Raw genomic sequence first — 23,226 nt, 5'->3', positions numbered from 1 at the left:
TCACCTCCCAAAATGTCGATCGATCCAGCTTTGAAGCTTCCGATCCAGCGAGTGTTCAAACATTTGTTCATAGAGCATGACAGCATGATCCCAGTAACCATTTCCATCGATCCATTGAGTTGAAAGCATCATGCCTGTACTCGCGCTCGGATCATATTCAAAGCGGCTGCCAGCCCATCTGCCAGGCACCCACCTTCGTTCTCCATTTGAAGAAACGGCATGTCCATCATTGACGTAAGAAGCATATTCAAGCTGCGTTCCAACTTCAAGCGTGAGCCCACCTCGTGAAGTGAGAAAATGATTCTCCCTGTCACCTTTTTGAAAGGAATTTAGAAGACGGCCTGTATCGACAGCCTTTTCCTTGATTAATTCATCTTGAATGATGTCTAAAAGCTGTAAGCCCATTTCCTGTAACCAATTTTGGTACTGCTCCGTCAAGCCGCCACTATTCGCCTTTTGGAGCTGTGACAGCAGCCGGTCAAGTCCATCAATTTTCATAGATTTTCCTTTCTGACAGCCATCACTTCAATATGATGCTGTTTCACTCTTTTCGGCTGCTGCAATTTGAGTGAAATGCCGTTCCACACCATTTTGTCATGCAAACGAATATCACTTGCTATAGGGAAATGGACAAGATAGGACTGATAAATCACTGTATTTGGTTCTTCTTGCACGAGTGACTGGTTTTTTTCTACGACATAGCAAGCCAAATCTCTTATACTTGGTGCATCAGGATAGGCGGGTGTCATTTGCATATCTCCTGCTGGAATACCATATTTACCGCGGACTGGCTCCTCGTTCTCCAGGTGAAAAAGATCACAGCGATCCGTTAAGAGAGACTCATAGCTCATAACGATCTCACCTTTAAATTGGCACTGCCGCAAGTTAATGATGGTTCAATATAATCAACAAGCAGGGCATACACATATGGTTTGCCTTTCACTTGATCCGCTGCCTTGGCATATGAATAATCACCCATTTTTTCTGACGTCAAGCCTTTCATCATGGATTCATCATCATTCAGCATGGCAAAATACTGGGCCATTTTTAATAAGGCGATCCTTGCTTTTTCAGGGATGGGCTGATATTTTTCGTGCGTAAAATCGTGGCCGACGATCTGAAATACCGCAGCTTCTGCTTCGATAATATCTGCCGCTAGTCTCTCTACAGAACGATTTTTCACGCGATCAAATACAGAATAGGCTTGTAATTCCTCAGCAGAAATGATCATGATCTGCCGTCACCTACTCTTTCACTTTCATTACTTTGGCTACAGCATCCTCTTCCTCAAATTTGCTGTCGAGCTTTGCTGTCAGGACAATGATAAACTTACGACTGCGAATATCTTTTTCTACTTCAATCCGAATATTGCGAGAAAAACCTACGATGATGTTTTTCGGATGTGTCAGCAAAATATCTGATACGTCCGTTCCTGCTTCATCATACGGCTGCATGTTGGCAAGACCTTTGACCGGAACACCGAACGCAGAGGAAAGTCCGCCTTGAAGTGCTGAATCTCCTAAGCCTGTTTGACGGTTTGCTACTTGATCCTTCCACTCAACCTCTAAGCTTGGAGATGTGTAGAACCGGAAATCCTGAGGAACACGTAAATATTTTGACGGCATCGCTTTATAGGCTTGTTTGAACATTTGACGGCTAATTTCTGCTCCATTTGCATCGACAATATGAGAGACTGCCTGTTTTCGTACGCCATCTATTTGAGCTAAAAATGGATCTTCTGCTGTTGTATCTCCGTTGACAATCAGCTCTTCAATATCGACTGCCGCTCGTTCCGCCAGCATTTGCATAATCGTCTGCTGAATCCCGTCTTTTTCAATATTGTTTTCAATGCTGTCGTAGGTCATATGAATCTCTGCAATGACCTCTTTGGCATTAAGCTGGACAGTGCTTGTCGCTGGGACAACACGATCTTTTGCATTAAGCGCTTTGCCTTCTTCTGCTGGGCGCAAAATACGCTGGCCGAAGCCAATTTTTTCGATTTTTTGTGAATCACTTTCCATTGGAATGATACGTGCATCATTTAAAACGGTTGGTGTGTTTTGCATCATTCTAATGAATGTGTTGGATTGGGCTGCGTTCATGAGACCGCCGGTTTTTAAGCTGGCAAGTGTCATTTCTGCCTTACGAATCAACTCTTGATTTCTCACACTTTTTCCTCCTTATTTGGCTTATAGTAAGCCATCCCATATGGGTTTTGTACTGTCGTTTTGTGTATCGTGAATTGTTTGTTTTGAAATACCCCGCGCTTTTTCAAGCATGTGAATCCGCTCTGAAATAGGCAGTAGCTGCTGCTGAAGCACTTGCTGAATAGCTGATTTTTCTCTGCTGGTGGATTTCTCTAATGAAGAGAGTTGATGACGAATCGGCGCAACCACTTGCTCCAGCACTTTTTGAACAGGTTCTTCTTCCCCTGCTTGATCTGCCCTCTGTGTTTCTGCTTGCTGTAAGACGTTTTCGATTGCCGTCTTTGCTTTTTCAAGCTCGCTTACTTGATCGGTCGTCAATCCGGCATCTTGCTTTTGAACGGATGCTGGTCTTTCGCCAATCGCTTGAAGGACGTCTGTTGTCTTCAACACGTCCTGCACAATTGGTATCAATTGTGCAAGCGCAGCTCTTACGCTAGACTCATCAACATCACTTGACTGTAACGTTTCCAGCAGATGATTTAAAACGCTCCAAAATTGTTGTGGCATATTTGCACCTTCCTCTTTCAAAAAGAAATTTTTCAGCAAAGAAAAAAGCCCTCTCTCATTCGCTTCTTGAGATAGGAGCTGTTCCTGCTCTTCTATTGCAACGATGTCTGCTGTCCCTGCCATGGAATAGCCTGTAATGTGGCCTTTTTGAATCTGATTCCAAATTTCTTCGGAGGCCTTTGTCACAAGCACCCATGATCCTTTTCGAATCAGCTCTCCGCCTACTTCAAAATCCGCTGGAGCAATATATGATTCGACGACTTCGCCAACACCCTCTTGAAAATCATGCTGCTTGTCAATGTGACGGGCATCTTTCATAAAACCGTGTGCTGCTCTTTCAATTTCTTTGGCCGACATAAAGTCTTGATGTGCATCAGGTGTATTCGGTTCATACACGACGCCATACACAAGGCGATGAGCATCTTCTGCCTTTGTCAGGACGCTAACTTCCTTTTGAAAGTCAGGCTGTTGTTTCTTTGCTTTCGTGAAAAAGAATTTCTTTTGGTTTGCTGCCCTGTCGACATAGGAAACATGCGTAATTTTTGCGTTTTTTAATTCTCTTGGCATATGTTCACCCCCCTTCAAAAAAGCTCACGTTCTTCTATTTCTCCAGCTGTGCCGGCGCTGACTGTGACTGTCCACCAGCTGATGCTACGCGGCTTTCTAAAGGCCTGTGATAGAGATCTTCCGGCCATTCCTCTAACGTTTTGCCAAGAATGCGTCCCGCCAGATCTCGTAAATCGTTTGGCGATACTGCTCCAGCCTGAATAAATGGTGTCAGAACCTTCGCAATCTCTAATGGATCTCTGAAATCAGGACCATTTAATAAAAAGCGGACATGCCATATATCCAGATCAGGAAGGAAAAGGGTATTGAGTTTCCCAGTAATGAGATGCCTCTCCGGCTGAAATACCTGCTCCTCCGTCGTTTTACGTGCGGTATCTGCTGTGGCCTTGTTATAATCTTGTGACTCACCTGTGTAAATAGGCGGCAGACGAAAAGCGGAGCGGATTTTGTTTCTCGTCTTTTCATCGTATTCTAAAAAGAGCGCATCCTCTTGCAGGATTTCCGCCAAGGATTTAAAGTTCACTTTGACATTTGATACCTCTTCTTCACCTGTTAATCCCTTTTCTGTCGGAAGCCCTTCTACTTCAAGCAATAAAAATTTATGCGCATGATCAGAGCCTTCAATATCGTCCATATAATCCTGAAGCTGCTGATATGAAGCCTCTGACAGCATCCCATTTTCAACAATAATGGCACCTGGTACATGCCGCCCTTGCTTAAAATAAAGATAATTCAGCTCTTCTGCCTTGCGTGCTCCATACATATTGACGATATTGCCAATCCAGCGGGGAATCCCATACGTACCGCTACCAATTTTAAAATGAATCACTTCTGTTGCTCTAAGCGGTTCTGGTGTCGTGTCATCGTATTTGCCTGTTTCATAATTTAAGATGCGGGGATCACCATACTCCTTGAAAAAGACTTTCTTTTCATTGATGACCTGTACATATTTTCGGAATCGTTTCTGTCGATTCATCGTCTTCAATTCTCCGTCTTCTGTGAATCGGAATTCGACGTCGACTGGCTCACTCAGCTTACAAATGCGGATATGGAGTGCATCTAAATACTCGATTCCTGCTGGCTTTCCTTGTCCATCTCGCAGCACCTCTAAAAACCCATTGCCCGTTTTCTCTCGGTCTTCTAGGACATAGCCAAGAATCACATCGGCAGACTCATCGTAGTTCATGTATTTCGTAAACTCTTCCAGTCTTGTCCATTCCTTCTCTGCTGTCTTCTTTTTTGCCGATTTCACACCTTCTGCATTAAAATCAAACGCATATTCCACCCCAAAACCAAAGCCTAAAATGTTGGTTCTATACGCATCAATACACTGCTGAAGAATCGTCGAGTATTCTGCCATGCTTTTTAGTTCATTGATGTTGTAAGGCGGGGGAACAATGTCATCTTTTTCGTAGGAAAATTCATCTTCATACATTTGTTTTGTGTGATCAGACATGTTTGCTTTCATAATTGTTGCCTTCAATTGTTTCATTGTATGGACCTCCTCTCTCTGTTTGGACGGACACGGTCAGAAGCAGTCTGTTTCAAATCCGTCACCTCATAATCATCCAGTGCATACCAAATGGCGGACAATGTGTGCGGGTCAATTTGAAATTCATCTTCCGCTAAGCGGCCGTTCTTATCTGCCTTATAGGTCAGTGATTGAAGTTCATAAATAGTATAAGGACACGCATCAGAGCAAATGATTTTCTTAAACCGTTTGATTTTCTTTGTATATTGCAAGCGTGAGCCTTGGAACTTATGCGCTGCCACCATTTGAAATCCGCGCTGCCGAAAATAATGAATGGTTTTAGGCTCTGCTGCGTCTGCCTTAATAAGTTCCTTTGATTCCGCAAACTCTTTCAGGTCAACGGCTGTTTCATCATCTGTTTTTCCGCGGTCGTAATATTCCCAATAAATATATAAGTACTTTTTTTCATGATCGACGGCTAATCGAATTAACGCATTATAGGACTCCACAAAGCCAAAATCCATGCCCGCTCGTTTCAGCGGTCTGTCAATCTCGTGAATCGCTTCTAATACGTCAGCATGATTTCTCACTTCAAATTGAGGAAAAACCTTTGTGCCATTGATCCCGAAATATCCCTTCCTCGCAATTCGATAAAGGTCTGGGTCATATTCTTTCAGCTCATCCAGCTGCTTCACATAGCTTTTAGGAAGAAAGAGGTTATCTGCTGCTGTCGAATGATGATAGTACGTATCCTTGATGACGACAGTTCGCTTTTTGTATAAAGTCTCGTCATCCAGAACAAATCGCTTCAGCTGCTCATCTCGAAAGAAATGTCTGTACGTCCAATTATCCTGACCAACAGGGTTGGTCGATAACATCATATAAAGAGGTAAAGCCGGGTGCCTCAGCCTTCCAAGCAGTTCTTTAAAACCTTCATAAGAAACCTCGGAGCACTCCTCAATCCAAATGATCGAGATATTGTTGATCGACTTCAATTTCTCAGGTTTATCCAGCCCTTTAAATAAGATGCTGCTGCCGTTTCGAAAAGTGAGGGCAAGCGGCGAACTGCGGCACTTCACAATATGATCAATGCCAAGAGCGGTGACGATTTCTTGCAAAAGAGAAAAAGTCGACTCTCGGTGCGTATCATACACCTCTCGTATGACAAGTGCTGTCCGCTTTTCCTCGAGCAGCTTTAAGATGAGCTTTAACGCAATGTGATAGCTTTTGGAAGAGCCATAGCCGCCTACTAAAAATTGAAACTTTTGATTCCAATCGAATAGAAAGTGTTCAAAGTGAGGATTGACTTCTTTTTCAATCAACGACGTCATGAGTCGTCCTCTTTTCGCTTGATCATGATGTGAAGGTCTTCTTCTTTTTCCTCTCGCACTGCTTTTTTTGTTTTTTCGATTGTCAGTTCAATTTGCTTCAGCCTTAATCTTCGTTCGTCTTTCGCATGAGCGAGCTCTTCAAACTGTTTTATAAGACGTCTTAGCTCTCCCATTGCACGAGATTGGGCATTTAAAAAAGTGGCATGCCGGTCCCATGAAAATTGAAACGAAAATTCTTCTGCTGTAATGTCTGGTTCTGGCTGAATGCCTTCTATCGTGTCTTCCTCTAATGAAGAAGGCATGTATGTCACCTTTTTCAGCTCTTTGATCATGTCATCTTGAGCTGCTACATGCATGATTCGCTGCGCACGAATAATGGCTGCGTATTGAATTTGGATTTGGTCCCAAATTAAATCAAGTGAGGTGCGCCCGCCCATTTTCTCCATGATTTCAATCGTTTCATCCGAGAGAAATTGATTGAAAATCGAATGCGCTGTCTTTGACGACATTTTCTGTCTTTGCCAGCCGTATCGCCTTTTCCATGATTTGACGGTATGGATGGAGACGTCGTAACGATCAGCTAGCTGCTGGTACGTCATCCCTTTCATATAATCCTGCTTAGCCTCTATCAGTTTATCTTTCATTTACATTCACCTGCCGCCTCCTTTTAGTTCGAACGATTCCCTAAAAAGGAATCATTTGTGCCGGGCTAGCAAACATTCGTTTGGTCTTTCTACCTATAGGTGGCAACTGTAAGACAAGCTCTGAATGAATTCTTTTTAAAGAAAAAACGCCTATTCAGCCGCTTTGAATAGGCGTTCTTGTACTTTTTTGGACATTTTGATCCGAGCTCTTTCCATATGCTTTTGGACAGTTCCTTTCTTTACATCTAGCATCATCGCAATCTCACTAAATGAAAGTCCCTGCGTTGTGTGCATAAAGAAGACGTCTTTTTCTCGATCTGTTAAAACGGACAAAGCTTCGTCAATTCGTCTTTTGTCCCGCTCACTTACCTCTCTTTCTTTCTCTTGAATAAGGGTATATTCATGTGATAAGGCCTCTAATACTTCTGGATTGGCAAGGATCGTGCGCTGATAAACAGAACGTCTGTCCAATCCCCTGCGCGCGCCTGGCTCTCTGCCGATTTGAAGCCAGTCCACAACGTATTCTAGATCGCTGACCATACTGGCGATCATTTTTTTGTCATGCTTATCTTGATCTGACAACTGCTTCTCCTCTGTTTCTCTCAATCGTTCATATCGTTTTCTAGCATCTTTTAATGCTCTTTTATATTCGATCAGTAAATCTTGCATATGTGCTCTCTCCCTTTTTTAGAAAATAAAAAACGGACACCAATCAAGTCCCTTTCAGTAGGGTCTTGATCAGTGTCCGCAGGCTTTCCGTCTTGGACTTATGATGTTGTGTATTTATCAGGCTCGCTGATTTTAAAACCAATCTCGTGATCCACTCTTGCAAAATGTCCCTTTGCTGTTTGAATAATTGTTTTTCCATGTTCAGGCACATCCATCTTATAGGCCGTTCCTACATTTCCATCTAACACAATGACTTGAATCTTTCCTTTTTCCATTTTACCGACAAATGTCTGGTTTTCTTGAATGAGGAGTTGTTTTGGCTCGTTCATATGCTTGTCTCCTTTTTTGGTGATGACCTCATGCCGTCACCGACAGTATTTAAAATGATTTCCACTCTTGGACGCATGCTATAAAACTGTGAAACTCTTAAATCCACAATCTGCAAAGGGGCGTCATCGGCAATGGAGTGAAGTGCTTCTAGAATATGCTCCAAACTTGTCTGGAGGATGCTGATGTGCACTGGACGTATCAAGCCTTTTTCAGCATATGTACGCTTGTCTTTGCCGGCAGCTAGATCAATTGGCATATTGTAAAATAAACGAATGTCCAGTGATAGTGCGCCTTTTATTCTTTTTGAGCATTGCGCTTTTGCGGCTGCTCGAATTCTTTTCATCAACGGCTCTTTTGTGAATAAATGCTCTGTCTCAATGATGAAGTGGATCACCATGTTACGATCTCCCATCATCCTTGCTCCACTGCCGAATGTCTTGTTCGTTTTGACTCGCTTTGAGCAAACATGTCAAGAACGTCACGATTTGCTTCAATCGATTCATATCGCTCTGATTCCTTCCTTCTTCTTTGCATCCATCGTTTTTTCTGCCATGAGGGTCATATAGGTGCGCTTCGCTTCTGCCGTGGCGAAAGCAAACATTGGTTCCTTTTGATGAAAAGTCATCCAACCGCCAGCTTGTTCTAAACAAAGCTGGGCTTCTTTTCGATCATCAAACGTCAACTGATGTCTCATCATCGTCAACTCCCTCCTCGTTGTCATCGCCGTCTACTTGATAGCCATATCGCTTGATCTCATTCTCATACGGCCAGTAACTTTTTGGATATCCAAAGTCATTGATTTGTGTCACGATCGGATGTTCAATATTCATTCTGTTTGTCTCTCCTTTTTCAGAGCGGTCTCTTTTTAAATTACTCTTTTTGTGTAACTTTTAGCTAAAAAAAAGCGCTTGAACACTGATATTGAACAGCTCAGCAATATGCTTTGCTCATTCTGCACTGGGCTTTGTGCGGCTTTTTCTATATTCGCATCCTCACTCGTGTCCTTATATGCAATTTTTTCGCCATATACGTTTGTGTTTTCCCTTGTAAGATTCGTTCTTCTCGCAAATGCCTCTTACTCAATATGTGTAAGTTATACTCATTATGATAATATACACAAAACGAGTAAGTCAATCATATTTTTATTCTTTTTGTGTATTTATTTATCTTTTCCGTGTAATTCATGATAAAATTTACACATAATATGAAAAAAGGTGTTTCCAATGGATAATTTGACTGGAAAGATTCTAACTGAATTAAGAGAGAAGCATGGATGGAGTAAGTCAACCGTTGCTAAAAAACTCGGATTAAAAGCGATGTCGACCTATGCAAACTGGGAATATGGATTGAGAAAGCCCGATGGTGAAATGATTGTGAAAATCGCCGAGTTATATGGGGTCTCAACAGATTATCTCCTCACAGGTAAGGACAAAGGCACCTCCGATTACGACCTTGCAGATGATCCTGATTTGCAAATTGCGTTTAAAGCTGCCTCCGACTTTTCTGAAGAAGCACGAAGACAAACCATCGACTTTATTAATTACATTAGAGAGAAAGAAAAGGAAAAAGGCCGTCAGCCAAAGCAGTCAGACGACAAATAAAAGAAATCTGCTCTTTCATGACCTCTTTTTATACAGCATCACATAGCTGGAGATATACCCAGCTTTTTTTAATGCCTCTTTTTCCTCTAAAAAAAGAATGACCTATGAATAAAGTGATGACAGTGAACCGTACACTTTCTGTAGATTATTCAATCGCCGTCTCTCGTCCAGCCATCAAATTTCTGTGTCTGGTGCAGCGTATGCGATTCAATTAGATCAAACTGCTCCGAATTCCACTTGGATTCGTGCCATGCAACGCGGTTCTGTGACTGTTTCTTACTATCATTCACTAGGTGAGCTTGTGATTCACTATATAGCTGTTCGATAAGCAATCTAGCTTTACATATCAAAAGGCGATGAGATGAAGTCATCCCCTTTTAGTGTTTCGGACTGCCATCCTCTGATCAGTGGTTGCCAATATTCATCCAATATGTTAACTTCTAATAAAATAAAGTTAACATATTGAGAGGGGCTTATTATGGGAAAACAAACGTCTTTGTCCTGGGAAGCGATAGCGGAGCAGGCGATGAAAAATGAACCGATCACCATGGAAGCAGGTCTAGATATTCTTGAAGCAGACGACGGAGAATTGTTACCTATTATGCATGCAGCCTATCAAGTGAGATTTCATTTTTTTCAAAACAAGGTGAAGTTAAATATGATTTTGAACGCCAAAAGCGGTTATTGTCCTGAGAACTGCGGGTATTGTTCACAGTCGGTCATGTCAAAAGCGCCTGTTGAGAGATACACAATGCTTGATCAAAAAACCATTGTGGCCGGTGCGCGTGAGGCATTAAAACGAAAAGCGGGTACTTTTTGTATTGTGGCAAGCGGGAGAGCACCCTCGCATCGTGAATTAGATGAGGTAACCGCAGCAGTTAAGGAAATTACTGCGACGATGCCTTTGAAGATTTGTGCATGCCTTGGATTATTAAATGAAGAAAAAGCAAAGCGTCTGAAGGAAGCAGGCGTTCATCGTTATAATCACAATATCAATACACATCAAGATCATCATGCTCAAATCACAACGACCCATACATATGATGACCGTGTGTCGACCATTGAGCAGGTTAAACAGTCAGGTATGTCGCCATGCTCCGGTGTCATTATCGGCATGGGCGAAACCAATCAGCAAATTGTTGAAATGGCTTTTGCGCTCAGAGCCCTTGATGCGGATTCGATTCCCATCAACTTTCTCCATGCAATCAAAGGAACACCTCTTGAACATCAGGGACGCACCCACCCAATAAAAGCGTTGAAGGTTTTGGCACTGATGCGATTCATCAATCCAACGAAGGAAATTCGAGTATCTGGGGGAAGAGAGTTTAATTTACGAACGCTGCAGCCCCTCGCATTATATGCGGCAAACTCTATTTTTGTCGGTGATTATTTAACCACAAAAGGCCAACAAGTCCAAACCGACCATCACATCATTGAAGATCTAGGATTTGAAATAGAAGAATGTGCGCTGTAAAAAAGTCTGCCGATGAATCGGCAGACTTCTGACGTTGAGATTAGAATCTTTTATGGAAATCAACCGTGCCGCTGCCTTCTTCGCGATCAAAGCTGCCAATAAAGGTCCAGTTAATATAACCGCCGTCACCATTGTTGACAAACGTACCATCTTCAAACACCCAAATACCAAACGTAATCCCATCATAAACGACACTATCATAATAGACTACATTGTTCAGTCCACTAAAGTCATGGTCTTGGCTTAAGTTTTGGACAACCACATTATAGTTTTGATCTGCTTCATAGAATGCACTGTACGCTGCATTTTTGACAAATCCATCACGATTTTGAGATGTTTTCACTGCTTCTTCAATTTTATCGGCAATGGCTACTGGATCAATCGAGACACTTCCATCGACACCTGTTGTCGTAGCAGCTTCAGCCTTTTGACCAAAAGTCGTAAGAGATAGAGGGACAGCAACCATTGAAGTAGCAATCATCGAACTAACAAAAAATTTGCTTGTTTTTCTCATTATTTCTAACTCCTCCTTTAAATGGTATGTTGATGTACTACCCTTTTACTTGTCTCTTAAACACTAAATTAAGAAAAAAGTTCATTTTCTACCAATTAAGAGGGGTATTTTACTGTTTAAAAGGGATGAAACAACAAAAAACTACTCTTTTGAAAGAGTAGTTTGAAAGAGTAGTTTTTATCATTACATAAACAGGATAAATAAAATCAGACCTAGGATGATTCGGTATATTGCAAAAGGCACGAGTTTGATTTTATTGATCAATTTTAGGAAGAAGCGAACAACAAAGAGGGCGACAATAAACGCACTCACAAAGCCGACAATAAAGAATGGAAGCATGTCTGGTGTTAAATATTGGGCATTTTTCACAAGAGTTAAGAGACTTGCTCCCGCCATAATTGGCATGGCCATGATAAATGTAAAGTCAGCCGCAGCACGGTGATTCAGACCAAGAATTACACCACCTGCAATTGTAGAGCCTGAACGCGAGAAGCCTGGCCATAGCGCCAAACATTGAAACAGCCCGATATAAAGTGCCTGTCTGTACGTCATGTTATCCACAGAGCTTGTTTCTGCTTTACGTTTATTGATCCAGTCAGCGACAAGCATCAGCACAGCTCCTAAAATCAACCCGACAGCGACCGTTCTGACGTCAAACAAATATTTATCAATATAATCTTCAAATATGAATCCTAAAATGACGGCTGGGACGAGTCCAACAGCAATTTGAGCAATGGTCAGCTTATGTCCGCTGCGCTTTTGTTCTTCTGTGATATTCTTCTTTAAGCCTAACAAGTTCAAAATACGATCTTTGAACACGATCATTACAGCTAGAATAGAGCCTAACTGAATCACGACTTTAAATGTGTTTGCCGCCTCTGGCGTAATGATTTCCTTTGATTTTAACCAAAGATCATCGACAATGATCATGTGTCCTGTAGACGAGACAGGTGCATACTCTGTTAGTCCTTCGACAATTCCTAAAACCAGTGCCACGAATAAATCCCATAGATTCATGATTTTCTTTCCTTTCAATTCTGATCTTTTGAATAGGCCAAACATCTATGTCCACATAAAGACAAGCTTCCTTTTTCGAAAGCTCGTCTTTATGATACTATATTTTTTTCTAAAAAGATTATGCCATCAAACGTTTTCTTCTTTATACAGATTGGATTGCTTTTTGAACCAATCAAATAGGTGGGTCGTGATGACTTTCAGAACGGCATACGTCGGAATGGCGACAATGACGCCGACTACGCTGAACAGTTTACCCGCTGTTAAAAGAACAAAAATGATGGTGATCGGATGAATATGAAGGTTTTTCCCCATGACTTGCGGAGAAATAAATTTCCCTTCAATCAACTGAACAACTGTCCAGACAATGATAAGTTTCAGCAGCATCACTGGTGACGTAACAAGTGCAATCACAATCGCTGGTGTAATGGCAATCGTTGGACCAAGGTAAGGCACCACACTTGTACATGCCGCAATGATGGCTAGCAGCAAGGCATAGTCTAGTCCAATAATCATATAACCGATTAAGAGAAGAATACCGATACAGAAGCTGACAATGATCTGTCCGCGTATATATGAACTCAGGCGATGGTTCATTTCGTGGAGGACGATATGTGTATGGTCTCTTAACTTATTCGGAATAAATTTCAAGAAATAGTCTGGCAGTTTTTTGCCATCTTTTAATAGATAGAACAGAATGAACGGCACTGTGATGATCGAGATGATAATTTCAGTGAGCGCACCTAAGAAATTTCCGACCCCAGTAAAAGTGCTTTCCAAAATCTTCGTTGCTTGACTTGATGCTTTACTGACTAGTTCAGATACATTAAAGTTCATCGTCTTCTGTACTTGATTAATAAAGTTGCTTCCTGTTAATTGTCTAATCTGTTCTTCTACCGTGTCAACGTATTTGGGCAGATTATGAAACAGACTCATCGTTTGTGCTTGTAAAAAAGGAATAATAGACACGATGGTCACTGTAATAATCCCAATAATGACAATATATAAAAGCAGAATCGAATAGATCCGTTTCACTCTAAATCTTTCTAACAAGTTGACAATCGGATTTAATAAATAATACACAACCCCTGTTAAAATAATCGGTAAGGCAATGGTTTTGACGAGTACAATGAGCGGCGTGAAAATAAAAGATGTTTTCGTGAAAACAAGAATATTCAACCCTATTAATAACAGGATGAGTAAAAAGAGAACAAACTTGTTATCAAGAAAAAATTTTTTAAACCGACTGCTCCACATTTGCATAGAATTCATATCGTTCCTCCAAACACGGGCTATTTTATTAGTAAATTGTACACTACTTGATCTTCATAGGGTGATGATTGTTTCAGCTTTTTGCCAGTTTCGCAATGGACATAGCCCATACAATTAAAATTGGCTGTCCAATCAATCTCATCCATAGCAACGCTTGTTCTGTGCTCTCTTGACCTGGAAATGGAATCCCCTCTCTTGCAGCAAATAGATTTGCTGGGAAAATGAGCACAAGATAGACAGCGATCACTTTTGCTGCCACAACCCTTACGTTTGGCAAAAGCAGCAAAACTCCCATCAGCCATTCCAGGCATGCGGTCGCATAGACGATTCCATATGGAAATGGCCATCCAATCATCATGCGGGCAAAGCCGCTCGGCTCTATCACATGAAAAACACCGGCTGCTATGAATAAAAGCGCAAAGACGTATGTACTTCCTATATGCAGGATGCGCTTCATGTTCGGTTCCTCCTCTCCCTTCTTTCTGAGTATTACCCGAATGAAGGAAGAAACTACCCACTTTTCGTACATTTATATCCTTTATGTAAGACGCATCAGCCTAGATAAAGGTTTCATCCGCTTTTCATTAAAAAAGAATATTCTTTCATACAAACGCTTTCAAAGCATGTATAATCAGAGAAAAGCAGAAGGAGGGAATCACATGATTCGATTTGCTGTCATTGGAACGAATTGGATTACAGATCGATTCTTACAGGCTGGTGAAGGAATAGCGGATTTTACCTGTACGGCCGTCTATTCGCGATCTGCTGAAAAAGGACAGGCATTTGCCGAAAAATATGGAATTGATACCGTCTTTACTAACTTACATCAAATGGCGGCAAGCGATGCATTTGATGCAGTGTATATCGCAAGCCCAAATGCCCTTCACAAAGAGCAAGCCATATTGATGATGGAGCATCAAAAACATGTATTATGTGAAAAACCATTGGCCTCTCATCGAAAAGAGGCTGAAGAGATGATTGCCACAGCAAAAAAACATCAGGTTTGCTTAATGGAGGCGATGAAAACCACATTTCTGCCAAATTTTCTTCAAATTAAACAGCATCTTGATCAACTAGGCCCTATTCGACAAGTGGTCGCCCATTACTGTAAGTATTCCTCAAGATATGATGCCTACCGAAACGGTGAGATTCCAAACGCCTTTAAGCCGGAATTATCCAATGGCTCTTTAATGGATATTGGGGTGTATCTCGTTTTTCCAATCATCTATTTATTCGGACTGCCAAATCAGATCACTGCCAGAGGGTATACCCTTTCTTCTGGTGTGGATGGGAGCGGCTCGTTACTTTTACAGTATGAAGGGCAGCAAACACTTCTTTTTCATTCAAAAATCTCAACATCTCATTTATCTGCTGAAATCCAAGGAGAGGATGCCACGATGGTGATTGATCAATTCCATCGCCCTTCTCGTATCACGATCCATGATCGAAAGGGGCAAGAAACCGACATTTCCCTCAAAGATGATCAGCCTGCCATGTATTATGAACTTGCTCACTTTATTCAATGTATCCTGCAAGAAACGTGGCAGTCCCCGGTCAATACATTCGCCTTATCTGTTCAAACCATGTCCGTCATGGACGAGGCGAGAAGACAAATCGGCATTATATATCCTGCCGACAGATAAAGGTCATGAGGCATTTGATGAACAAAGGGCTAAAGTGATCTTTATTTTAGCCCTTTGTTTTTTTCTGTGTGATTCCATTTATTTTGCCGCTAATACATCGGCAAATGCTTTCACATATGGCGGAAGGTCCGGCGGGCGTCTGCTTGATACAATATGACCATCTGTCACAACGGCTTCATCAAACCATTCCGCTCCAGCATTCGTCATATCATCTTTAATACCAGGTGTACTCGTCACTTTTTTACCTTTCAGGATACCAGCTGAAATGAGCACCCATCCGGCATGACAGATTTGTCCGATCGGTTTGCCCTTTGCATCAAACGTACGAACGATGTCTAATACTTCTGGATATCGGCGCAGTTTATCCGGTGCCCATCCCCCAGGAACGAGAACCGCATCATAATCATCTGCTTGAATGGAATAGAAGTCTGCATCTGATACAGCTGGCACTCCGTACTTCCCGATATATTCATGATCTGCTTTTTCGCCTACGAGATGGACAGTTGCCCCCTCTTCTCTTAATCGCAAAACGGGATACCATAGCTCTAAATCTTCAAAATCATCACTGACTAACGCAATGACCTTCTTATTTGATAAACGCATAACATCTCTCCTTTTCTTCGGATTTCCTCTATTGTACGAGATCATCTCTTAAAAAGAAAAGCGGTTCCCCTTGAGGAGAACCACTTTCCATTATTCACTGATCTTGAATTTTTTAATTAAGTCACGCAATTCTTCCGCCATTTGGGAAAGCGTCGTCGAAGAAGAACTAATCTCTTCCATTGATGCCAGCTGTTCTTCTGCTGATGCCGCGATATCTTGAATACTTGCTGAACTCTCTCTGGATACATCTGCAATTTCATTCACTGCTTTAGAAATTTGTTCAGATCCTTTTGAAAGCTCACGAACTGTCGTATTCATTTCATTGATTCTTGTCGCAATTTCTGCCGTTTGCTGATTGATTTGTGAGAAGCTTTCTTTTGTTTGGTCTGTAATTGATAGGCCATTTTTTACTTCTTCATTCACAGATTTGAACATATTTTGAGACGTTTCTATTTCAGAGACAATTTCTTTGACGAGTTTTTCAATCTCTTTTGCAGAATCTGATGATTGAACCGCCAGCTTACGGACTTCTTCTGCTACAACGGAGAAGCCTCGCCCGGATTCGCCTGCACGTGCTGCTTCGATCGCTGCATTCAGTGCGAGTAAATTCGTTTGATCTGCAATGCCGTTAATGACGCCTAAGATGTTTGTGATATCTTTTGATTTATGCTCTAATCCGTTGATCACACTTTCAGCTTCTTTCACTGAATGATCAATTGTTTTCATTTGGCCAACTGTCTGTTCAACAAGCTGTCCGCCTGTTTCGGCTACTGTCTTTGATTGAACAGATGATGCTGTAATGACATCAGAGGTTTGTGCGACTTCATTTAGTCCCTCGTTCATTTGTTTCAAGTGGGTTGCACTTTGTTCAACCATTTCGCTTTGATTTTCGTTACCGTTCGAGAATACTTCAATAGATGATGTAATATGTTCGGTTGCTTTTGTCGTTTGACCTGCACTTGCCGTCAGTTCTTCAGACGATGAAGCCACGTTCTCAACAGATGTCTGAACAGCTTGGATCACATCTCTTAGTGACCCGCTCATTTCATTAAAGCTTGTACCGAGTTGTCCAATTTCATCTTTTGACCGGACAGCAATTCTTTCTGTTAAATCTCCCTCACTAATCTTCTTAGAAGATGAAACAAGCATAGAGAGTGGTTTTGTAATGGAACGGATGATCAAGAAGATCAGAATACCGCCAATGATGAGAGCGCCGGCTAATATAATGGCTGCCATGTTAAAGACTGGCTGCGCAGCATCTTCTACTTCACTCACAAACATCGTACCTGCAATCTTCCAGCCCGTCAGCTTGTTTGTGATGAACACCATTTGCTTTTGTTTGCCTTCAAACTCATAGCTTATCGACCCTTTATCTTGTGAATAGAGCTTGTTTATCCATTCGCCCGACATTTTGGTACCAGCCTTTTTCGTTGGGTGAGCAACAAACGTATGATCAGGACTTCCGATAAAGGCATATCCTTTTTTACCAATGTTAATACTATTTGACTCTTTTACTAGATTCGCAATGTCTAGGTTTATCGCAATGACACCAGAACCGTCCTCTAATTTTTTAGAAATCGTAACTACAAGTGTACCAGTTGACGCTGTTGGATATGGTGCTGATACTGACAGCTCACCATTTTTCGCCCAGCCGTCTTTATACCAATCCCGTTCCGTTGCCACATAATCAGCAGGCATTTGTTTATTAGGATATCTTGAGAACACTTTGCCATCACTTGAAGCAACAAAGATGCCTTCTGTGTCATGATTCATACTCATGAATTGTTCAAAGCGTCCTTGAATATCAGTCGTCCCTTTTTGCTTGAGCTTTTTCTCCGTGATCCATTTGCTAAAGAAATCAGCTGCATCTGTTTTCACTTCTACTACCTTCGTAATATTTTTATCTAGCTGCTCGACATTTTCCTTTGCGCTTTCCATGATTTGATCATTTAAGGAGGTGCTCGCCGTATGATATGAAGAGAATGCCAATACAATCATTGGACATAAAAGAATAAATAAGAAAGAAAAAATAAGTTTTTTTGAAATCGATGGCTTCTTGAAATACTGTATGAATTTCATAAAAAAGATAACTCCTTTTAGTGAGATAGTATATATATCGGAAGTACTACTATGTTCTTTACTTTTTTAACTTATTAAAGTCTACATAAGTTCAAAATACCCAAATTATATGCAATGAACGGAAAAAAACACCTGACGTTTTGGCGTCAGGTGTTTCACTATAGTTCCTATATTTTAAATTGTTTAATGAGTTCTCTCAGTTCTTCTGCCATCTGAGACAAAGTGGCGGAGGATGAGCTAATTTCTTCCATGCTTGCCAGCTGTTCCTCTGCTGATGCCGCAATATCTTGGAAACCTGCGGCGCTTTCTCTTGAAAGCTCTTTGATTTGATTGACGGCTTGTGAAATATCGTTCGAGCCATGTGCAAGTTCTTTGGCTGATCCGTTCATTTGTTTCATTTGTTCTGTCATTTCTGATGTTTTATGGGTGATTTTCTCAAAACTTACTTTCGTTTCATCTGTAATGTTTAATCCAGATTGCACTTCACCTGCTACTTGTTTAAACATATTCTGTGATTTTTCAATTTCCTCTACTATTTCGTTCGTCAAGCTTTCAATTTCTTTTGAAGAGCTGCCTGATTGCTCTGCCAGCTTGCGAACCTCTTCTGCGACAACAGAGAAGCCTCTTCCCGCCTCACCTGCACGTGCTGCTTCGATCGCGGCATTTAAGGCGAGAAGATTCGTCTGGTCTGCGATGCCGTTGATGACGCCAAGAATGTTTGTGATGTCCTTTGATTTCTGCTCTAGTCCTGCAATGACCAGCTCTGCTTCTTTCACTGCCTGCTCAATGGTTTTCATTTGGCCTGCTGTTTTTTGAACGAGTTCTCCTCCAGCCTGAGCGGTGTTACTAGATTCGATAGACGATTCCATCATATGAGAGGTCGTGTCGACCATATGCGATAAGCTACGATCCATTTCGTTCAGCTGGACAGAGCTTTTTTCGATCATATCATTTTGATGTTCAGTGCTGTTTGAGAACTGTTCAATAGATGATGTAATATGCTCGGTCGCTTGGGCTGTCTGTCCCGCGCTTGCCGTTAATTCTTCAGATGAGGCAGCTACATTCTCAATCGAATTCTGGACGGCTTGAATGACTTGTTTCAGTTTTGCTGACATATCGTTGAAGCTCTGTGCAAGCTTGCCGATTTCATCGTGAGTACGCACCTCAATATGCTGGGTAAGATCTCCCTGACTAATTTTCTCAGCCGATTCAGAGAGCTCTATCAGTGGTTTTCGAATGGATTTAATAATAAAATAAATGGCGATTCCACCTAATATAATTGAAGCTGCAAGGATCATCATTGTTAAATCAAGCACTGGCTGTGCTGCTTCCTTCACTTCGTTGACATACATCGTCCCGGCGATCTTCCAGCCTGTCACTTCATTTGTGTCATAAAACATTTGCTTCGGCTGTCCCTCATATTCATATTCAAAATTGCCCTTTTTATTAAGATACATCTTTTTGCTGGCGTCACCTGTCAATTTCGTCCCAGCCTTGGCCGTTCTATGAGCAATATAACGTTTGTCTGACGTAGCCACAAACGCATAACCTTCTTGGCCAATTTTGATGCTGTTTGTATCTTTCACGACAGTGTTCACTCGCATATTGATCCCAATCACACCAGAGCCGTCCGCTAATTGTTCTGATATTGTGATGAGCAGGTCATCAGATGATTTTTCCGTAAAAGGATCTGAAATGATGAGATTTTCATCTTTCATGGATTGTTGAAACCATGTTTCGTTTTTTGCGCTCTTTCCACTCCCTTTGTGAATCTCGGAATATTCAGTTAGTTTACCATTTTGATCTGCAACAAATACTTCCACTACATCGTCATCTATTTCTGATAATTGCTCTAATTTCACCTTGAGTAAATCTTTGTTCTTAGATGTCACTTCCTTCTTATTTATCGATTTGGATAAGTATGAAACCATATCAATCTTCGGCTGTATATCTTTATTAATCAGTTCGTTTAATTGATTAACCCCGTTTGCAGCACTAGACATAATCTCATTATTGAGAGACTTGGAAGCCACTTCATAAGAAAATGCGGCCAATACAAGAATTGGCACTAGAAGAATCGCTAAGAATGCAGTCACTAATTTCTTTGACATCGTAAAGTGCTTAAAAAAGTTGATTTTTTTCATCATTCTACTCCTTTTGATTTATGATTTGTGGTCTTTCCCTTCTATTCTTAGGTAATATGAATTATTTTTCAAGGTCTAATGTTCAAGCGATAAGCGATTTGAGTAATTTTACCCATTTCTTTTGATTTACTCATTCAAAAGAACCTCCTGGCTGGGCTGGAGGTTCTTCTCATTTTGTCTATTCCACTTTAAATTTGCTGATCAAATCGCGTAATTCTTCTGCCATAGATGAGAGTGTGGCAGAAGATGAGCTGATTTCTTCCATTGATGCCAGTTGTTCTTCAGCTGAAGCAGCAATGTCTTGAATATTTGCGGAGCTTTCACGTGATACGTCTGCAATCTCACGGACAGCTTCTGAAACATGAGCAGAGCCTTTTGACAGCTTGACAACCGTTTCGTTCATTGTTTGGAGCTTATCTGAAATTTCTTTGGTCATGTCGAAAATGTTGTGGAAGCTCACTTTCGTTTGTTCAGTGAAGCTTAAGCCTGATTGAACTTCTTGATTCACTGCTGTGAATACTTCCTGTGATACATCAATATCTTGAACGATTTCATTAATTAAATGCTCAATTTCTTTCGCTGAATTGGACGATTGAACAGCAAGTTTTCTTACTTCTTCTGCTACAACGGAGAAGCCTCGACCGGATTCTCCAGCTCTCGCTGCTTCAATCGCTGCATTTAGCGCCAGTAAATTCGTTTGATCGGCAATGCCATTGATGACACCGAGAATTTGGGTAATGTCTTTTGATTTACTTTCGAGTGCACTGATGACATGCTCTGCTTTTTTCACTGATTGATCAATCACGTTCATTTGGGAAGCTGTTTTTTCAACCAGCTGGCCGCCTTCCCCTGCAATCTCTGTTGATTTGATTGATGAAGCGGTAATGGATTCAGCCGCTTCATTCATATGCTGAAGACCTCGGTTCATTTCCTCTAATTCGTCTGAGCTTGATTCCACTTTATCATTCTGGCTTTCATTCCCACTGGAGAATTGTTCAATGGCTAATGTAATATGCTCAGTTGCTTTACTTGTTTGTCCTGCGCTGGCGGTCAGTTCTTCTGATGACGAAGCGACATTTTCGACAGAAGTTTGAACAGCACCAATGAGGGATCTTAATGAGTCAATCATCGCATTAAAGCCTTTACCAACTTGTCCAATTTCATCATCTGATTGAATCTGAAGTTTATCACGCAAATCACCATTGCTGACCTTTTTGGAGAAGCTGGCAAGATTGGATAATCTTTTTGAAATAGAGCGGACGATAAAGAAGATGAGGATTCCTGCTACAATCAGTGTCACACTGAACACGATAATGGCTGTATTAAAAACAGGCTTTGCTGCATCTTCTACTTCTGATACGAGCATTGTTCCGCCGATTTTCCATCCGGTTAATTCATTGGTCACATACGCAACCTTTTTATCTGTTCCTTTGAGTGTGTAACTGCCGCTTCCTTCTTTGTTTTTAAATATGATGTTCGCCAGATTTTCATTGACTTGACTTCCTGGCTTTTGGGTTGGATCTGCTAGGACCGTTTTATCCTTCTCCATCATGAAGGCATAGCCTTTTTGTCCAATTTTGATTTCTTTTAATTTTTGAAGCAGGCTGTCAATTTCCATATCAAGACCAATGACACCTGAGCCATCTTTCATTTTTTGGGCAATGGTGATGACCATTTTGCCTGTGGATGCTGCTACGTAAGGCTTAGTGATGATTTGTTTACCATTTTCAGCACTCATTGCCTCTTGATACCATGGACGCTTTCTTGGGTCATAGCCATCAGGCATTTTTTGGACTGGGTATTGCATGAACAAGCCCTTTTCAGAACCTGCATAGAAAGCAGATACGTCTTTGTTATTAATTTTTCCATATTGCTGCAATTCTTTAATGGTAGCTTTTCTATTTTTTTCTTGAAGATCAGAAGCCTTGAGAGTATCTGCAAACAGTGTCACAGCCTCTGCTTTGTTTCCAATATTCTCATTGATTAAGGTATCAAATGCATTGACCTGGCTCATGGCACTTCCCATAATCTGATTGTCCAGCTCTGTCTTTGATGTGAAAAACGCACTAATTGTCAGTGCAGCAGTTGGCAGTATGAGGACGACCAAAAACGCAATAATTAACTTTTTAGAAATGGATGGTTTTTGAAACCATTGGATCATTTTCCCCGTTTTCTCTTTCCCCCTTTAATTCTCTAAAGTTATTATCGGATAAAAGGTTTATTTTTAGAGACTGGAAATGACAATTAAAAATAAAAAAAATACCCAGACAATTCTGGATATTTTTTCATCGTTTTTTAATTGATTTTAAATTGACTTGTCAGCTCTTTTAGTTCCTCTGCCATATTGGCAAGTGTCACAGAAGATGACGTAATTTCTTCCATTGATGCCAGCTGCTGTTCAGCAGATGCCGCAATGTCTTGAATGTTTGCTGCACTTTCTCTTGAAACTTGACGCATCTCCTGCATGGCTTGTGAGACAAGCTTTGAACCGCTTGATAAATCAATCGCTGTATCATTTAATTGAGTCAGCTTTTTCGACATACCTTCTGCCGCCTCATAAATGTTCTGGAAGCTTTCTTTTGCTTCTTCTGTCATGCCGAGTCCTGCATTTACTTCTCGATTGACAGCTTTGAACATATCTTGAGATTTAGCAATTTCTAACACAATTTCTTGGATCAGCTTTTCAATTTCTTTCGCTGAATCTGCGGATTGGACGGCTAGTTTTCTGACTTCCTCCGCTACGACAGAGAAGCCTCGTCCTGATTCACCTGCTCTTGCTGCTTCAATGGCTGCATTTAGTGCAAGTAAATTCGTTTGATCTGCGATTCCGTTAATGACATTTAAAATACTCGTAATATCTTTAGACTTGTATTCTAATTCTTTCATGACTTGTTCTGCTTCTTGCACAGATGTATCAATATGTTTCATTTGATTGGCTGTGCTTTCAACGATACGTCCGCCTTGTCCAGCAGCCTCTGTCGATTGAACCGAGACAGCAGCAACTTCAGATGAAGTATGTGACATCCCTTGTAATCCTTCATTCATTTGCACAAGCTGATTCGTACTAGATTCGACTTTCTCGTTTTGTGCTTCATTTCCATTTGAGAATTGTTCAATCGACATCGTGATATGTTCTGTTGCTTGACTCGTCTGGCT

Annotated in this window: 25 protein-coding genes and 2 pseudogenes; 3 read left to right on the top strand and 24 right to left on the bottom strand. The window is 41.2% G+C overall.

The annotated features are described in order from the left end of the window. The 13 genes from BK049_RS13120 to BK049_RS19565 form a co-directional block, all read right to left on the bottom strand. Positions 1-498 carry an HK97 gp10 family phage protein gene (locus BK049_RS13120; protein ID WP_071168709.1) on the bottom strand — a complete coding sequence of 166 codons (498 nt, stop codon included), beginning with the start codon at positions 496-498 and terminating at the stop codon, positions 1-3. Next, a complete protein-coding gene (locus BK049_RS13115; protein WP_008361430.1) occupies positions 495-851 on the bottom strand; it encodes a YqbH/XkdH family protein in 357 nt (118 codons plus the stop codon). Before BK049_RS13115 ends, BK049_RS13120 begins: the two co-directional genes overlap by 4 nt. Beyond that, positions 848-1,231, bottom strand: a complete 384-nt coding sequence (gene yqbG / locus BK049_RS13110; RefSeq protein ID WP_071168708.1) for a protein YqbG — start codon at positions 1,229-1,231, stop codon at positions 848-850. The genes BK049_RS13115 and yqbG overlap by 4 nt, the downstream gene beginning before the upstream one ends. Positions 1,232-1,244: 13 nt before the next feature. Then, complete coding sequence (locus BK049_RS13105; protein ID WP_008361434.1) at positions 1,245-2,168, bottom strand: phage major capsid protein; 924 nt, start codon at positions 2,166-2,168, stop codon at positions 1,245-1,247. A gap of 21 nt (positions 2,169-2,189) precedes the next feature. After that, positions 2,190-3,281, bottom strand: a complete 1,092-nt coding sequence (locus BK049_RS13100; RefSeq protein WP_071168707.1) for an XkdF-like putative serine protease domain-containing protein — start codon at positions 3,279-3,281, stop codon at positions 2,190-2,192. A 34-nt stretch (positions 3,282-3,315) separates the two neighbouring features. After that, positions 3,316-4,773, bottom strand: coding sequence for a phage portal protein (locus BK049_RS13095; RefSeq protein ID WP_071168706.1), 1,458 nt, complete (start codon positions 4,771-4,773; stop codon positions 3,316-3,318). Beyond that, positions 4,770-6,083, bottom strand: a complete 1,314-nt coding sequence (locus BK049_RS13090; protein WP_071168705.1) for a PBSX family phage terminase large subunit — start codon at positions 6,081-6,083, stop codon at positions 4,770-4,772. The genes BK049_RS13095 and BK049_RS13090 overlap by 4 nt, the downstream gene beginning before the upstream one ends. Next, on the bottom strand, positions 6,080-6,727 hold the full coding sequence (terS, locus tag BK049_RS13085; protein ID WP_071168704.1) for a phage terminase small subunit: 648 nt from the start codon (positions 6,725-6,727) through the stop codon (positions 6,080-6,082). The genes BK049_RS13090 and terS overlap by 4 nt, the downstream gene beginning before the upstream one ends. Before the next feature lie 150 nt (positions 6,728-6,877). Further along, positions 6,878-7,396, bottom strand: coding sequence for a sigma-70 family RNA polymerase sigma factor (locus BK049_RS13080; RefSeq protein ID WP_071168703.1), 519 nt, complete (start codon positions 7,394-7,396; stop codon positions 6,878-6,880). A gap of 98 nt (positions 7,397-7,494) precedes the next feature. Beyond that, on the bottom strand, positions 7,495-7,725 hold the full coding sequence (locus tag BK049_RS13075; RefSeq protein WP_071168702.1) for an XtrA/YqaO family protein: 231 nt from the start codon (positions 7,723-7,725) through the stop codon (positions 7,495-7,497). Further along, a complete protein-coding gene (locus BK049_RS13070; protein ID WP_071168701.1) occupies positions 7,722-8,123 on the bottom strand; it encodes a RusA family crossover junction endodeoxyribonuclease in 402 nt (133 codons plus the stop codon). The genes BK049_RS13075 and BK049_RS13070 overlap by 4 nt, the downstream gene beginning before the upstream one ends. A gap of 102 nt (positions 8,124-8,225) precedes the next feature. Further along, complete coding sequence (locus BK049_RS13065; protein ID WP_008361449.1) at positions 8,226-8,423, bottom strand: hypothetical protein; 198 nt, start codon at positions 8,421-8,423, stop codon at positions 8,226-8,228. Then, on the bottom strand, positions 8,398-8,556 hold the full coding sequence (locus tag BK049_RS19565; protein ID WP_167358864.1) for a hypothetical protein: 159 nt from the start codon (positions 8,554-8,556) through the stop codon (positions 8,398-8,400). The genes BK049_RS13065 and BK049_RS19565 overlap by 26 nt, the downstream gene beginning before the upstream one ends. Positions 8,557-8,949: 393 nt before the next feature. On the opposite strand from BK049_RS19565, the gene BK049_RS13060 reads away from it, so the two are divergent. Beyond that, positions 8,950-9,327 (top strand): helix-turn-helix domain-containing protein, encoded by a 378-nt coding sequence (locus BK049_RS13060; RefSeq protein WP_071168700.1) that lies wholly within the window; start codon positions 8,950-8,952, stop codon positions 9,325-9,327. A gap of 478 nt (positions 9,328-9,805) precedes the next feature. Further along, complete coding sequence (gene bioB / locus BK049_RS13050) at positions 9,806-10,801, top strand: biotin synthase BioB (protein ID WP_008361456.1); 996 nt, start codon at positions 9,806-9,808, stop codon at positions 10,799-10,801. Between the two features lie 40 nt (positions 10,802-10,841). Here bioB and BK049_RS13045 read toward each other — a convergent pair whose 3' ends face one another. From BK049_RS13045 to BK049_RS13030, 4 genes are all read right to left on the bottom strand, one after another. Further along, positions 10,842-11,315 (bottom strand): hypothetical protein, encoded by a 474-nt coding sequence (locus tag BK049_RS13045; protein WP_008361458.1) that lies wholly within the window; start codon positions 11,313-11,315, stop codon positions 10,842-10,844. Positions 11,316-11,498: 183 nt separating this feature from the next. Further along, positions 11,499-12,332, bottom strand: a complete 834-nt coding sequence (locus tag BK049_RS13040) for an undecaprenyl-diphosphate phosphatase (protein WP_008358926.1) — start codon at positions 12,330-12,332, stop codon at positions 11,499-11,501. A gap of 126 nt (positions 12,333-12,458) precedes the next feature. Then, entirely contained in the window at positions 12,459-13,601 is a 1,143-nt protein-coding gene (locus BK049_RS13035) for an AI-2E family transporter (protein WP_008358928.1), read from the bottom strand. Between the two features lie 73 nt (positions 13,602-13,674). Continuing rightward, positions 13,675-14,058 (bottom strand): membrane protein, encoded by a 384-nt coding sequence (locus BK049_RS13030; RefSeq protein WP_008358930.1) that lies wholly within the window; start codon positions 14,056-14,058, stop codon positions 13,675-13,677. A gap of 202 nt (positions 14,059-14,260) precedes the next feature. On the opposite strand from BK049_RS13030, the gene BK049_RS13025 reads away from it, so the two are divergent. Beyond that, a complete protein-coding gene (locus BK049_RS13025; RefSeq protein WP_071169234.1) occupies positions 14,261-15,244 on the top strand; it encodes a Gfo/Idh/MocA family protein in 984 nt (327 codons plus the stop codon). A gap of 78 nt (positions 15,245-15,322) precedes the next feature. On the opposite strand, the gene BK049_RS13020 is transcribed toward BK049_RS13025, so the two are convergent. From BK049_RS13020 to BK049_RS20145, 7 genes and pseudogenes are all read right to left on the bottom strand, one after another. Beyond that, positions 15,323-15,847 carry a type 1 glutamine amidotransferase domain-containing protein gene (locus BK049_RS13020; RefSeq protein ID WP_071168699.1) on the bottom strand — a complete coding sequence of 175 codons (525 nt, stop codon included), beginning with the start codon at positions 15,845-15,847 and terminating at the stop codon, positions 15,323-15,325. 90 nt (positions 15,848-15,937) lie between these two features. Then, entirely contained in the window at positions 15,938-16,891 is a 954-nt protein-coding gene (locus BK049_RS20175; protein ID WP_425304338.1) for a methyl-accepting chemotaxis protein, read from the bottom strand. Further along, positions 16,883-17,845 (bottom strand): annotated as a pseudogene (locus BK049_RS20170) (HAMP domain-containing protein); the annotation flags it as partial. The pseudogene BK049_RS20170 and the gene BK049_RS20175, both read right to left, overlap by 9 nt. 248 nt (positions 17,846-18,093) lie before the next feature. Further along, the gene (locus tag BK049_RS20165) at positions 18,094-19,041 is read right to left on the bottom strand and encodes a methyl-accepting chemotaxis protein (RefSeq protein ID WP_406566802.1); all 948 of its coding nucleotides are present in this window, start codon (positions 19,039-19,041) and stop codon (positions 18,094-18,096) included. Then, a pseudogene (locus tag BK049_RS20160) lies at positions 19,033-19,929 on the bottom strand (HAMP domain-containing protein); the annotation flags it as partial. The gene BK049_RS20165 and the pseudogene BK049_RS20160, both read right to left, overlap by 9 nt. 319 nt (positions 19,930-20,248) lie before the next feature. Beyond that, the gene (locus tag BK049_RS20235) at positions 20,249-22,231 is read right to left on the bottom strand and encodes a methyl-accepting chemotaxis protein (RefSeq protein ID WP_071168696.1); all 1,983 of its coding nucleotides are present in this window, start codon (positions 22,229-22,231) and stop codon (positions 20,249-20,251) included. Between the two features lie 134 nt (positions 22,232-22,365). Beyond that, entirely contained in the window at positions 22,366-23,193 is an 828-nt protein-coding gene (locus tag BK049_RS20145; protein WP_406566800.1) for a methyl-accepting chemotaxis protein, read from the bottom strand. Positions 23,194-23,226: the final 33 nt, after the last annotated feature.

Origin of the sequence: Bacillus xiamenensis, assembly GCF_001857925.1 — a bacterium.
Lineage (GTDB): Bacteria > Bacillota > Bacilli > Bacillales > Bacillaceae > Bacillus > Bacillus xiamenensis.
Note: the sequence above shows the minus strand (reverse complement) of the source record. Positions and strands in the feature narration are given on the sequence as shown.

Coding starts and splice junctions, on each gene's coding strand:
- BK049_RS13020 (WP_071168699.1), bottom strand. CDS start 15,847: ATGCGTTTATCAAATAAGAAGGTCATTGCGTTAGTCAGTGATGATTTT.
- BK049_RS13045 (WP_008361458.1), bottom strand. CDS start 11,315: ATGAGAAAAACAAGCAAATTTTTTGTTAGTTCGATGATTGCTACTTCA.
- BK049_RS20165 (WP_406566802.1), bottom strand. CDS start 19,041: ATGTCAGCAAAACTGAAACAAGTCATTCAAGCCGTCCAGAATTCGATT.
- BK049_RS20175 (WP_425304338.1), bottom strand. CDS start 16,891: ATGAGCGGGTCACTAAGAGATGTGATCCAAGCTGTTCAGACATCTGTT.
- BK049_RS13115 (WP_008361430.1), bottom strand. CDS start 851: ATGAGCTATGAGTCTCTCTTAACGGATCGCTGTGATCTTTTTCACCTG.
- BK049_RS13095 (WP_071168706.1), bottom strand. CDS start 4,773: ATGAAACAATTGAAGGCAACAATTATGAAAGCAAACATGTCTGATCAC.
- BK049_RS13035 (WP_008358928.1), bottom strand. CDS start 13,601: ATGAATTCTATGCAAATGTGGAGCAGTCGGTTTAAAAAATTTTTTCTT.
- BK049_RS13080 (WP_071168703.1), bottom strand. CDS start 7,396: ATGCAAGATTTACTGATCGAATATAAAAGAGCATTAAAAGATGCTAGA.
- BK049_RS13120 (WP_071168709.1), bottom strand. CDS start 498: ATGAAAATTGATGGACTTGACCGGCTGCTGTCACAGCTCCAAAAGGCG.
- BK049_RS19565 (WP_167358864.1), bottom strand. CDS start 8,556: ATGAATATTGAACATCCGATCGTGACACAAATCAATGACTTTGGATAT.
- terS (WP_071168704.1), bottom strand. CDS start 6,727: ATGAAAGATAAACTGATAGAGGCTAAGCAGGATTATATGAAAGGGATG.
- BK049_RS13075 (WP_071168702.1), bottom strand. CDS start 7,725: ATGAACGAGCCAAAACAACTCCTCATTCAAGAAAACCAGACATTTGTC.
- yqbG (WP_071168708.1), bottom strand. CDS start 1,231: ATGATCATTTCTGCTGAGGAATTACAAGCCTATTCTGTATTTGATCGC.
- BK049_RS13060 (WP_071168700.1), top strand. CDS start 8,950: ATGGATAATTTGACTGGAAAGATTCTAACTGAATTAAGAGAGAAGCAT.
- BK049_RS13065 (WP_008361449.1), bottom strand. CDS start 8,423: ATGATGAGACATCAGTTGACGTTTGATGATCGAAAAGAAGCCCAGCTT.
- BK049_RS13090 (WP_071168705.1), bottom strand. CDS start 6,083: ATGACGTCGTTGATTGAAAAAGAAGTCAATCCTCACTTTGAACACTTT.
- BK049_RS20145 (WP_406566800.1), bottom strand. CDS start 23,193: ATGTCGATTGAACAATTCTCAAATGGAAATGAAGCACAAAACGAGAAA.
- BK049_RS13070 (WP_071168701.1), bottom strand. CDS start 8,123: ATGGTGATCCACTTCATCATTGAGACAGAGCATTTATTCACAAAAGAG.
- BK049_RS13025 (WP_071169234.1), top strand. CDS start 14,261: ATGATTCGATTTGCTGTCATTGGAACGAATTGGATTACAGATCGATTC.
- BK049_RS20235 (WP_071168696.1), bottom strand. CDS start 22,231: ATGATCCAATGGTTTCAAAAACCATCCATTTCTAAAAAGTTAATTATT.
- BK049_RS13100 (WP_071168707.1), bottom strand. CDS start 3,281: ATGCCAAGAGAATTAAAAAACGCAAAAATTACGCATGTTTCCTATGTC.
- bioB (WP_008361456.1), top strand. CDS start 9,806: ATGGGAAAACAAACGTCTTTGTCCTGGGAAGCGATAGCGGAGCAGGCG.
- BK049_RS13030 (WP_008358930.1), bottom strand. CDS start 14,058: ATGAAGCGCATCCTGCATATAGGAAGTACATACGTCTTTGCGCTTTTA.
- BK049_RS13040 (WP_008358926.1), bottom strand. CDS start 12,332: ATGAATCTATGGGATTTATTCGTGGCACTGGTTTTAGGAATTGTCGAA.